This window comes from Seonamhaeicola sp. NFXS20 (assembly GCF_049132085.1).
GTDB lineage: Bacteria > Bacteroidota > Bacteroidia > Flavobacteriales > Flavobacteriaceae > Seonamhaeicola.
Map to the genome: position 1 here is coordinate 42,902 of NZ_JAFMPU010000012.1, position 13,472 is coordinate 56,373.

Below are 13,472 nucleotides of genomic sequence, written 5' to 3' on the forward strand. Positions count from 1 at the left end.
TTTTAAGTATTTTTTTAACATAAATTGGATTTCGACGAAATTACTATATGACTTGTTTTATAAATTCCGAAATATACTCACCCAATAATTCATAGCCTTTTTCAGTATAGTGTACATCGTCGTTACCTTTTCCATAGTCGCCATGAATTTTTTTCGAAACTTCAAAAATGTCGTTGATTTTTACACCATTAGCTTTCATTATTTTTTTGGCAATGGCATTGTACTTTATAGCATCTTCAGAAAACCGTCCTGCTTCGTTTTCGGGGACGTAGGTTGTTGTAGCGAAAATTAATTCCGCATCAGAATGTTTCTTAATGAGTTTAACCAAGGTTTCGAGATTTTTTTCATAGTCTTCTGCCCCGAATGTTATGGTTCCATTTACCTTATCTCTTTTTCCTTGAACTTTTGAATCTGGGTGCCGATAACACAAATCCCACAAGCCCCAATTAAAATGAATAATATCCCAGTCGCCCTCAGCTAACCAAGATTCGATATACTTTAACCCGTTACCTGTGTGTTTTGCATTTCCAGGGTTATGATACACCTCGGCAATGTCTTTCAATCGCTCTTTAACAAAAGGGATATAACCATTAGAGATGGAATCACCAATGATTAAAATTTTAGGTTTCGGTTGCTCAAAACTTGATAAGAAAAGTACCAAAACCAATAAAACAAATACTATTTTTAAGTTTTTCATACCATTAAAAATCAACAGTTAAACTTTCTCCTTTTGACATTGTTTTGGCTTTCAGTTTCTTTTTTCCAATATTTTGTAGCGTAAAACTTTTAAGCTCCAATTGCCCGAAAAGCACGTTTATTTTTGCCTGCCCTTTTTTTACTTCACAGGTGCCCCAACTATAACCATTGCTCCAAAAATAGGTGCCCGGTTTTGAGGTAAATCGCATAGCCTTTTCAACTCCCGAATAGTGAAATTCCGTACTTGCCAAAACACCTGCCCAAGCCATCATACTTCTGGCATAATGATGCCCATATTCTGCTTCATTAAAGGGGTTTCGTTTTTTGCCATCATAACGATTTCGGATATCTTGTATGGTTCTCAATGCGTTTTCCGTCTGTCCTTCATACATCATTGCAACTGCAGCTGTGTGCTCAAAACCGGTCATCACCTCGGTAAAATAAGGGAATGGTTGTTTGGGTCTGTCCTTGGGATAGTGAGCCATCAACAAAGCCGATTCATTTCCGTAAGCATAAGAGCGCATAAAATTGGGGTGCTTCATTAAATTTTCGCGGTAGTTGTATTTTAAAATAGACTCGTTCGTCTTTTTGATATTGTCTTTATTTACCAAATAGCCCAAATCTAAAATATGAGCCATCACCTGCCCTACCAATTGATCTACAAGTACACCTTCACCTAACTGATATTGTGGGTCGTTAGGAACGAGTCTTCTTTTTACACGAATAAGTCCTTTTGCAATGCTGTCCAAATGTTTTGGTGGCACAATTTCTTGGATGTAGTATTCGCCATTGAACAAATTTTCATCCATATATTTCGAACCGTTTTCATATAATGAGCGACATGTTTTTGCGAATTTTTCATCTCCCAAGTAGCTTGCCATTTCTTCGGTTGCACGTAAAGCTCCCAAATACCATAAGCCCATTTGAGGATTTGGACCAAAATACTCGACATCCATAGTATTATGTTGACTTCCTTCCATTACCCCATCTTTATCGGGATCCCAACCTTTAGGAATCCAACAGAATTCCATAGCTTTTTTTACATTTTTCCAGTTCTTTTTTAAGAAATCTTCATCACCTGATAGTTGCCACTCCCGATAATACTTCATAATACTTCCCATTTGTCCGTCTGCAGCAGCCAAACCAAAACTTGTGGCCTTAGTTTCCAAAGGTAAATGAATACGGTAGCTCATCAATCCGTTTTCATCAGTAGCAAAACCAAATTCTACTTCGCGCATATTTTGGGCGATATCGCCAAACAAAAACGGAATAGTTTGTTCGTAATTCCAAACATGTGTACATGTTCCCGTGCCGCTGCCATCGTTATCCTTGATGCCTTCCCAACCCAAGTAGTATCCCGACTTGGTTTTAAAAGCCAATTGCGTCCTAAAATGCGCCAAATTGAACAAAGCGGCTTCTTTTACAATTTCTGGGATATCACTACCAATAAACGCCCCTACAAAAGATTGGGTTTGTTGTTCCAATTCTGGAATTCTGTTGATATGTTTCTGCGCCACTTCCCATGAATCGGCATATTGTGTAGCGTAGTAATTGCCCACATTAGCCTTTTGATTACCCCAGGCTGGACGATTTGGGAAATGCCAAGTGATAAAAAAGCGAATATCCTTTTCTTGGTTAGGATTCAAAGTAGTTTTTACAGCTAACGAACCCATGTTATTTTTTTGTTCGGAAGTTCTTTCTTCTAATAAACCATCATCTGTATAATCGTCCCAAAATTCCAAAGTACTGTTCCCCCAATCACCAGGTTTCCATGCGGTACGGTAAGATATTTCGCCTTCGCTGTTTGTGGTTAGGCTAAACGTACCGTATTGATAGCTTTCCCTATCGACTTCTTCTCCAGCCATAAAATGGATGCCTTTCAAACCATTTTCTTCCTTATAGGTGTTGATGTTTTGATAAGGTTTTCCTTCTTTACCATCATATCCTATAAAATTAGGAATGTTTCCCGCTAAAGAAATTGTCACGGGTTTATCGCTCGTGTTTTTCACCTTGTAACTTAAAATAGCCATAGGCAAACTACTATCTGCTGTGTTCCCCGGAATTAAGGGGTTGAAGGCTCCAACAGTTACTGTTACAGGCAAATTTTCATCGCTTAACAAAACTTGTCCAAATGGATATGCGGTTTGAAAAGTAGCCTTATTAAAACGAGGTAAACCGTGATTGGGAGCCTTAGAACCATAAAACCCTTCGTCGTATTTAATAGGCACAGGACCTTCCAATAAAAGTGCTTGGGCTTCTTTGTTTTCTTCTTTTAAATAAATTGAGAAAAATGGTGCTCGATTGATAACTTCTACACCAGTATATAACGGATTAAAACCTTTGGCGGGGCGACTCATAATTTCCCAATCTTCCAAAGCGCCTCTTCCTGTTAACGAGATGGTTCCTGTTCCTATGCCTCCAACAGGCATAGCAATGCGGTCGGTATGGTATTGGTCGTAGCTTTTTAGTACCGGCCAATCTGTGTTTTGCGCTAGTATGCTACTCGAAAAGAGTAACATCAACAATCTTAATTTATCTAGTCTCATTTAGTTATATTTTTTAACGGATACTTAGAGGTTTCGGATTTTCAACATGCCCTACAGGACGCGCATTATTTGTTATTTCAGTATCAAAATCTAGCATGGCTTTTTTAAGTTGTGAAACAATTTCAGGGTATTGTTCGATAAGATTTACTTCCTCAGAAATATCATTCTTTAAATTATAAAGAGCTTCTTCTTCATTTATGATTCGGAGTTTCCAATCTTGCCACCTTACAGCTTCTAAAGTCCCCCAATGTGAATAGAAGAAATATTCATGCGGACTTTCGGCTTCATTCAGAAGTACCGGTATGATATTTTTTCCATCAATAATACGGTCTGTTGGCGCTTCTGTCCCCATCAAATTTGCAAAAGTTGGAAGTATATCCATAGCGGTTAAAAGCTCATCAATTTCAGTACCCGCCTTAATTTTTCCAGGCCACCTAACTACGGTTGGCATACGCATTCCTCCTTCTAAGGTTTGCCCTTTATGGCCTCGTAATGGTTTTGTGGAGCCTTTTCTACCAGCAGCTCCGTTATCGCTCGTAAATAAAACGATGGTATTTTCATCAAGCCCCTGTTCTTTTAGTGCTAACAGTATTTGACCTACTGACCAGTCAATCTCATATATCGCGGTAGAATATAAATTGGAGTCGGCCGAAACCCCGCTTTCCAAAATTTTCTTGTATTCTTTCTTAATTTCTTTTGATGCTGCCAGTGGTCCGTGAGGTATAGGATGCGGTACATACAAAAAGAAGTTTTCATCTTTATGGTCTTTAATAAATTTAACTGCTCGTTCGGTAACCCGCCGTGTGAGGTAGTCGGGATCAGGATCCATTTCAACAACTTCTTCACCTTCTAAAAAAGGTAGCGACGGAAACTTAAAAAATTCTTGTCGTCGGTGTGTGGGTGCTATATCGTGGCTGTACGGCAATCCATAAAACTCATCGAAACCTTGTTTGGTGGGTAAAAATTCAGGTTGGTCTCCCAAATGCCATTTTCCAAAAATACCTGTTTTATATCCTGCAGATTTTGCCACTTCGGCAATGGTAATTTCATCGGGGTTTAGTCCATTGCCATCACCCGCTAAACAAACAGGGAACCTTTTGCCATCGGGAACATTGGGTAAATCTATAACTAAACTCGAAGGCGGTTCCATACCAACCCGTCGTGGGTAACATCCCGTCATAAGTGCAGCTCGTGACGGCGTACACAATGGAGCCGCAACGTAAAAACTTGTTAGTTTTGCACCTTCTTCTGCCATTTTATCTATATGAGGTGTATAAACATGTTGGCCTCCAAAACAGCTTAAATCGCCATAACCCTGATCATCGGTAAAGATGATAACAAAATTAGGTCGTTCCGTTTTTATGTTATTTTTGGAAACGATGCAAGAGCTAACCAAAAAAAAGCAACCCAATAAGAACAGTAACCTCATAATGTTATTCTATACTTAATTAACCTTTAAATCATTTGATTTCACTTCACTGCCCCACCAATCATCGTTAGGTTGCCAATCTGGACTTAGCATTTGTTTTCTTTGTTTTTCAAGTCGCGGCATGAGTTTGGTTCTATGGCTTTCTAACCGTTTTCTTCGAGCTTCTTTATCCCATTCGGGGTCTTCGGTGGCGTATTGGGTGTTCATAGAATCCAACCAATCCATCAATTGTGCGTGCAAGTTTTCTGCTAACTCATTGTTTTCTTTAGATACATCATTGCTTTCCTTTAAATCTGAATTTAAATCATACAATTCTATGTGATTATCTTCCCAATAATAAATGAGTTTCCAATTATCCTTTCGAATGATAGATACCGGTTCGCCTCCTTGATTTCCATAATGCGGATAATGCCAAAACAACGGTCTGTCATCAATTTCCTCTCCGTTTAAAAGCGGCTTTAAACTAACCCCATCGGCATGCGCTTTAGGCTTTAAAGGAATATTTGCCAACTCCAACAAGGTTGGGTATAAATCTGCTCCAGAAACGGGTTTATCAATTCTATTGCCTTGTTGCTGCATCCAAGGCACATAAATAAAATAAGGTACACGTAAACCACCTTCCCATTGGTAACCTTTTCCGCCTCTCAGCATTAATTGGTTGGTAGAAAAATTATCACCAGATGTTACTCCTCCATTGTCTGAAGTAAACACCACAATAGTGTTTTTATCCAAACCATTATCTTTTAAAGTTTTAAGAACGCTTCCAACAGCTTCATCAACTTGCTCTATTAAGCCTGCATAGACTGGATTATCTTGATATTTTCTAACAGGTAAAATGCGTTCCATTTCAAATCCTTTTTCAGCAATGCCCATTTTTTCTGCCTTATCTCTGTACTTTTCCCATTTTTCTTTTGTGGTTTGAATAGGGGAATGTACTGCATAAAAAGATAAATAAGCCAAAAATGTAGTGTCCTTATTTTTCTGAATGAATTTTGAAGTTTCTTTCGCCAATTTCATTGAAAACGACATGCCTTTTTCGTCTTCATGATCTTCCATTTGAGGATTGTTGAACGGTGAAAAATACCCCCCACTGTAAGGCCCGCCACGTTCATAGCCCGCTATATTAATATCGAAACCATGATCGGTTGGCAAAGACTTATCTGCTGCGCTTCCTAAATGCCATTTTCCAGCAAAAAAGGTTCTATAACCATTTTCCTTTAATGCTTCTGGAAGTGTAATGTCATCATGACTTAAATGATGCTTATACTCTGGAGGCAATAATTTAGTATGCCTGTTCTTTTTTTTCCATTCCAATCCCGTTGGTGCTCCGTCGAATTGCGTCAACCCATGTCTAGCCGTAAACTGACCATTTAACAAACTAGCTCTTGATGGACTACAAACGGCACAAGTGGCGTAACCATTAGTGAAAATATTACCCGCTTTGGCAATACCATCAATGTTTGGAGTTTCGTAGTATTTACTCCCCATAATACTTAAATCGGCATACCCCAAATCGTCTACCACAATAAAAAGAATATTTGGTTTGGCCGTTTTAGTTATTTCTTGAGTTTTTGTTTTACAAGAACTTAATACCGCTAAAATTGTGGTTATGTAAATTATTTTTTTCATTAGAGTTTTCATTTTTTATTCTGGTCTAATCCACATACAGTGGCCACCGCCAGCAACCATTTTAGCTTTTACTACATCACCTTTTTTTGCAGTACCAATTCTAACTTGGTATGCTTCAGGATTCGAGTTACTATTGGTAGTTTCAGTATCTTCGTAATAGGTGATTCTGTAGCTTTTATTGTCTTCAAGAAAATCCAAATTAATATCGAGAGTGCCACCATCGTTATGCACCGACCCAATAAACCATTGCTCGCCATGGCGTCTTGCCGTAGAAATATACCCATCCATTTTGGCGTGTAAAATTTTGGTTTCGTCCCATTTTCCAACGGGCATTTCTTGAATAAATTCAAATAAATCCTGCTTTTTGGTATAAGCTTCAGGCGCATCAGGAATACAAACCAAACCGCTAAATATAATCAAGGTTCTAGCAGCTTCGGCGGCAACCGTGGTATGTAATGAGTGAAGCTTTTTAGGACCTTTCTCTCTTTCTCCGGCGTTTACACTGGAAATATCGAAAACACCATTATTCATATCCAACGGCCCTTGAAGCGCGTTAATCAATGCCATTCTAATGAAAGTTTTAGGCGTAAAAGCCCGTCTGGAATCTTGTTGTGCATGGCAAAATTCTCTTGTAATGGCATTAGGATAGGTTCTGGTTACCCCTGTAAATGGCACAGGACCATCATGAAAATCAATCAATAAATTGCTTTTGGCGCTCATTTGTATAGCGTTTCTAGTAAACGGAACGTTTGTACCCATAAATCCATATTTTATCCCTTTCATTCCCAAGGATTGATAATATGGGAACAAAGCTTCGTCGCCATAATCACCCTGACGTCTGTCGTAATATAAAATTAGCTCTACTCCTTTTTCTTCAGCATAGGCAGCTACTTTATCTAAATCTAACTTATCAGACATGGTCATTTTTCCTGGTTCTACCTTGGTGTACCAAGCATCATCAATTAAGAAATATTCTATACCATTTTCTGCGGCAAAATCGATAAATCGGAAATAGCTTTCGTTGTCTATACCGTATGTAAAACCATCTTCTGTTGTAAAACCATGTACGCGCCAATCCCAGAGGGTCTTTCCGGGCTTAATCCAAGAGGCATCTTGAATTTGGTTGGGTGCCGCCACATTTAAAGGTACTGTATTGGTTAACAAATCACCTATTTGGTCTTCCAAAAGAATAAGGCGCCAAGGTGTGATTAAACGTTTCTCTTCGGATTTAAATGGGTTGTTTGCAACCAGTGTTTTCTTCTGTTCATCATAATTGAATTTAATGACATCAAACCCCGGAGCACTAATTAAATCGGACTCCAAAAGCGATAAAAACTTATGTTCTTCATGCTCGACTACCAAAGGCATTTTAATTTTATGCTTTTTACCATTGGCTTTAGCTTGTCCTAAATCAGCTATGGAGATAGGACCATAAGGCTGCCCTTCGCCTGCGGGAGAGTACACGCCACTGGAATGCGGCATACCGTATTCCACGAAGAATGCTGCATTATTTTCTGGTGAAATCCCTTCTGCCTTAAAACGAAAAGCAACTCCACCGTTATATGCCCTTACCAGAAGTGTTGCTAGTGTGCCCTCATAATCCAACGATACTTCCAATTCTTTGTAATGGTCTTGAATTTTACTGAACTGTCCCCATACGGGATTCCAAGTGGTATTCACTTCTTGTACCTTGCTTTCCAAAACTTCCACTTTTACATTTTGAAGAATGGAAATTTCAGAGTTTAAAACCATCTCCTTTTCACCATCATAAAGGTTGTATTTTAAATGACCTTCCTGATTATTTATCACTATTTTAATTTGTCTATCTGGTGAAGTGACTTCCAGGTTTTTGGATGACTTGCAACCGAACAAGCTTAGAACAAAAATTAGTGTGAGTACGATATTCTTCATTTTTTTGAGTTTAATACTATTTTATTTTGATAATGGTTTTGGGTTTTTAACAACTCCTGCTGGCCTTAAATTGTTTTTTAGTTCATTTTCAAAATTGATTGCAGCCGAACGAAGTCTTTTTTCAACTTCTGGATGTGATACTAAAACGTTATTAGATTCACTAATATCATTTTCTAAATTAAAAAGGGCTGGTGACTCTTTTCCTGCTATTCGAAGTTTCCATTTTCCTGAACGTACTGCCTCTAACCTATCTTTACTGTAATAAAAAAATAGCTCGTGAGGTGTTTTACTTTTACCTTGAATGACTTGAAGCACTTCTTTACCATCAATGATTCTATCTGAAGGTATTTTGGCATCTGCAAGTTTTGCAAAAGTGGGTAGTAAGTCCATGGCTGTTAACAATTCATTAATTACTGAACCGGCAGGAATTTTACCTGGCCACCATACTACAGTTGGCATGCGCATGCCACCTTCAAACGTACTTCCTTTTTTGCCTTTTAAAGGAGCTGCGCTTCCTACCATAGGGCCATTATCTGAGGTAAAAATCACAAAGGTATTTTCATCTAATCCATTAGCTTTTATAGCATCTAAAATTTTGCCAACCGACCAATCAATTTCAGCAATGGTTTGCGGATAAATTTTGTCTCTTGTTTTATAATCAACGCTTTCTCCTTCATTTTTTAATATGGTTTTCACATCTTCTGGTGCATTTTTCATAAACTCAGGGGAAGCTAACAGCGGACGATGCGGACTTGTGTGTGGCATATAAACAAAGAAAGGTTCATCTTTATGCTGCTCAATAAAACTCACGGTTCTTTCGGTTATTCTCTTAATCAGGTAATCGGAATCAGGGTCTAATGCTACAACCGTTTCACCATCCAATAATGGAAGCGATGGAAAATTGAACTTTTTTTGATTTTGATGATATGGATGAATATCGTGACTATAGGGAATACCAAAAAATTCATCGAAGCCCTGTTTTGTAGGGAGAAATTGGGGTTGGTCTCCTAGATGCCATTTACCAAATATGCCTGTTTTATATCCAGCAGATTTTAGTACTTCTGCAATGGTTACCTCTTTTGGATTTAATCCTAAAGAATCTGCGGCAAGTAATACGCGTTTTGCCATTCCCACGCGTTTAGGGTAACTGCCCGTCATTAATGCTGCCCTTGACGGCGTGCATAATGGTGCTGCTACATAAAAACTGGTTAATTTGGCGCCTTCAGCAGCCATTTTATCTATTTCTGGTGTATTTACATGAGCCCCCAAAAAACAACTTAAATCTGCATAGCCTTGATCATCTGTAAATATGATGATGAAATTGGGCTTTTTTTGCGTACTTTTTGGCTCTTGAGAACTTGCTGAAAGACATAAAAAAACAGTAATTAAACACGTAATACAATATTTAGCATTGGCTAACATATTACACAAAATTTATTTTTGAAATCATTTTAATTCTAATTTTAAGATGTTTCTAATTTCAACATTGTGTTAACTTATTTAATAATTTATACAAAAATTATTTAATTAAAACTTAAATTGTTTTATATCGGTTAAATTAATCAAATCACGTTTTTTCATTTGTAATAATTGTCCATTATCTATAACTTATAGTTCAATCTCCATGTAGAATTTAAAATTTTGTTTACAATTCCTATAATCACTACGTTTTTATACTTTTTTAAATTAACGGAGTTCTAATACTTGAAACAGAAACCCTATTATTTACTTTTCTATTTTTGGATTTGAAAAACAATATATTCGAAAAAAACTAGTGAAATTTTAACACTAGGAATAGCAGACGATTTTACATAACGAATACTAGCTGTTGAGCTTCATACTTGTAAAATATTTTAAAACTAGAAAACAGAAAAATAAATATTTAAACTCTCTTAAAGGTTGCGATTCAATTCTTTAAAAAGCATTTTATTTCTAGTATTAAAAATAACTTTGTTTAATTTTATATACATGGATACATTATTCAAAAACATGGTTAAAACCTTATGCCTTTAATTTAAATATAACGAAGGCCAATAAAAAAATTGATAATTAATAAACTACCTGCTTTCTCTAATCGGTTTAATTTTATAAGCATAACTCATATTTTCTGGTTGCACTCTAAATTCTTTATGTGCCAAAGCTTTAGCACTCCAGCTATTATCGCCTCCAACACCAGTTTGTTTATAATCTATATTCACATTTACAAAATCGCGTTTTACAATATCGGTAGTGTGTCTTTGCTGCTTTTCTTTTCCCGCATCAAAATCACTATTATATTGATGGTGAGCACTAAAACCTAGCAATTGTAAACCTTCAATTTTTAATCCTACTCCATGATTATTGGTAAAACTTACCCAACGTATATCGGTTTTGTATCCATTTTCTTGTGGGCGGATATACGGAAAGTACAAATCCTCTACTTTAGCATTATAATGACCAACCAAAGCGGCTGTGTTTCTATCGTTATAATTTTCGTGCGGTCCTCTTCCAAACCATTCTACATTTTGATATTCATTTTTAATAATGAGATTATCTCCAAACCTTGGTAAATGTGGTAAATCTTTACTAATTCTGCTTAAATTATTAGTCACAATTATTTCCCCAGAAGATTGAATATCATAACTAATAGCGATCTGCCCTTTTACCGATGGTAAATTGTAAACCGTTTGAATTTGCAAAGCACCCTTTACTTTTTTAGATTTTGAAAGCTCTTTGTTACGGTTAAAAATTTTAACTTCAACTAAAGACTGATTATCGGTTGCTTGTTTCCAAACCTCTAATTTTTTGGGTGTTTTAGCTCCAAAATCATTATCGGTTACAGGTCTCCAAAAATTGGGTGAAATACCTTCAACTAACACATTACCGTTACCGTAATCTAAAGACGTTATTTTTCCGGTTGAACGATTTAATTTCAGTTCAAAATTGTTATTTGAAATTGTAATCTCTTCTTCATTAAAAGACACTTCTATTTTTTCTTTTGAAGGCACGATTTCTGTATTAAAAATAGATGGTGATAATTGAAATTGCTCGTATGCAACCACATGATTTTTTGGCATTAAATCGGTTTCAATTTTATTTAAAGCATAAATATTTAAATGATATTCTGAATTTGATAATTTTGGTAAATTAATGTTTACCAATTCTGTTTGATAAGGATTAACATTAAGCTTGTGTAGTTGACCATTTGCTATCTGTTTTCCATTTTCTAATAGCACCCAAGTAAACAGATAATCTTTTAAATTGGTAAAATCATATTTATTTGTGATTTCAATGTCACCTTTGCTTAAATCTGACGCTTTAAATTTAATGTATTGATATACTTTTTTAACTTCATGTAAAGCGGGGTGCGGTGTTCTGTCTGGGTTTACAATTCCGTTTAGACAGAAGTTTTTATCATTTTGCAAATCGTGCCCGCCTAAATCACCGCCATAGGCCCAATACGCTTCACCTTTATCATTTTTAGTTAGAATACCTTGGTCTACCCAATCCCAAATAAAGCCGCCTTGCATGATATCATACTGTTCAATAACATCCCAATATTTCTGCAAATTACCAACGCTATTTCCCATAGCATGAGCGTATTCGCATTGAATTAATGGTCGAGTTGGGTTATTTTCTGCGTATTTAATCATGCGTTCAATGGTCCAATACATTGGTGCTTGAATGTCTGTATTAGCATAGTTTGTAGCGCCTTCGTATTGTGTTGGCCTAGTAGCATCTTGCTCTTTTAGCCACTTATATGTTGCAAAAAAGTTTTCGCCATTACCGGCTTCGTTTCCTAAAGACCAAGTAACAATACAAGGAAAGTTTTTATCTCGCTCAAACATTCTAATCGTTCTATCCATATGCATCGCTTTCCATTCTGGCAAATAGGCAGGGTGAATTTTTTGTGCTTTAAAATTTTTATCTAAACCTTGGTTTGTGGTTCCTAAGCCGTGGGTTTCAATATTGGCTTCGTCAATAACATAAAACCCGTATTTATCGCACATTCTGTAAAAGTGTGGGGCTTTAGGGTAATGACTGCAACGAATGGCATTTAGGTTATTTTGCTTCATAACCATCAAATCTTTCATGGTCAACGCTTCTGTTACCCTATGCCCTTCGGTATCACTATGGTCATGTAAATTAACTCCTTTAAGCAATACCGCTTTTCCATTTACTAAAAACTGATTATTTTCAATTTTAATATTTCTAAAACCTACTTTTATAGAAGTTGCTTCAGTTGTATTTCCTTTTTTATCTTTTAAATTGATGAGTAAACTGTACAAGTTTGGTTGTTCTGCATTCCAAGTTTTTACATCTTTTATAATTTTAGAAAAATCAATTTTATTTTCACCTTTCTTCAATTTTAAGGTTTTAGAAGCTCTATAAACTTCTTTTTCCCCATCTATTAATTTTACTTCAACCGTTCTTTCTGCATTTTTTTTAAAATTGTTATCTATCTGAAGATTGACTTTGAAAACTCCATCATTGTAATTATTCTGTAAATCTGAAATTACCCTAAAATCTCTAACAGTTACCTTACTAGTTGCATATACGTACACATCGCGTTCAATTCCGCTTAAACGCCAAAAATCTTGGTCTTCCATATAGCTAGCATCTGACCACCGAAGTACTTGAACTGAAACCGTATTTTTGCCTGGTTTTGCAACATCTGTAATTTTAAATTCAGCAGGTGTTTTACTCCCCTCGTTATAACCAACAAACTCTTCATTAACCCAAATGTACATGGCGCCACTTACACCCGCAAAATGTAGGTAGATGTCTTTCTCATTCCAATCTTCAGGAATTTCAAATGCTCTTTTGTAACTCCCTACATTGTTAAAATTATGCGGAATATAGGGGGGATTTGCAGGAAACATATAATGCCTATTAGTGTATACTGGAATACCAAAACCTTGCATTTCCCAGTTAGAAGGCACTTGTATTTGGTCCCAGTCTTTTAAACTAAAATCATTTTTATAAAAATCGGTTGGTCTAGCAGAAACACTATCTGCATAATAGAATTTCCAAGTTCCGTTTAGCGATTTGTAAAGTGTTGAGTTTTTCCAATTTTCATATTTTAAAGCATTATCTACAGTAGTATATCTATAAAATGACGCTGTAGGTTTTTCTCTATTAATTTGAAAAATCTCAGGGTTTTCCCATTCGGGATTTTCCCATTTTCCTGCTGAATATGTTGGTTTTTCTTGTGCTATTCCTGAAGATATAACCAAAACAACAAGCATTAACGAGTAAATTAATTTGTTCATTATATATAA

At 36.3% G+C, this 13,472-nt stretch carries 7 protein-coding genes; all 7 read right to left on the reverse strand.

Features of this window, described 5'->3' with window-relative positions:
* Positions 1–43 precede the first annotated feature (43 nt).
* Positions 44–697 (reverse strand): SGNH/GDSL hydrolase family protein, encoded by a 654-nt coding sequence (locus J1D01_RS14720; protein WP_421151358.1) that lies wholly within the window; start codon positions 695–697, stop codon positions 44–46.
* Between the two features lie 4 nt (positions 698–701).
* Complete coding sequence (locus J1D01_RS14725; RefSeq protein WP_421151359.1) at positions 702–3,242, reverse strand: GH116 family glycosyl-hydrolase; 2,541 nt, start codon at positions 3,240–3,242, stop codon at positions 702–704.
* A 13-nt stretch (positions 3,243–3,255) separates the two neighbouring features.
* Positions 3,256–4,671, reverse strand: coding sequence for a sulfatase (locus tag J1D01_RS14730; protein ID WP_421151360.1), 1,416 nt, complete (start codon positions 4,669–4,671; stop codon positions 3,256–3,258).
* Positions 4,672–4,686: 15 nt separating this feature from the next.
* The gene (locus J1D01_RS14735; RefSeq protein WP_421151361.1) at positions 4,687–6,300 is read right to left on the reverse strand and encodes a sulfatase; all 1,614 of its coding nucleotides are present in this window, start codon (positions 6,298–6,300) and stop codon (positions 4,687–4,689) included.
* A gap of 15 nt (positions 6,301–6,315) precedes the next feature.
* On the reverse strand, positions 6,316–8,211 hold the full coding sequence (locus J1D01_RS14740) for a glycoside hydrolase family 97 catalytic domain-containing protein (protein ID WP_421151362.1): 1,896 nt from the start codon (positions 8,209–8,211) through the stop codon (positions 6,316–6,318).
* Between the two features lie 21 nt (positions 8,212–8,232).
* Positions 8,233–9,633 carry a sulfatase gene (locus J1D01_RS14745; protein ID WP_421151363.1) on the reverse strand — a complete coding sequence of 467 codons (1,401 nt, stop codon included), beginning with the start codon at positions 9,631–9,633 and terminating at the stop codon, positions 8,233–8,235.
* A 635-nt stretch (positions 9,634–10,268) separates the two neighbouring features.
* Positions 10,269–13,463, reverse strand: coding sequence for a glycoside hydrolase family 2 TIM barrel-domain containing protein (locus J1D01_RS14750; protein WP_421151364.1), 3,195 nt, complete (start codon positions 13,461–13,463; stop codon positions 10,269–10,271).
* Positions 13,464–13,472 lie beyond the last annotated feature (9 nt).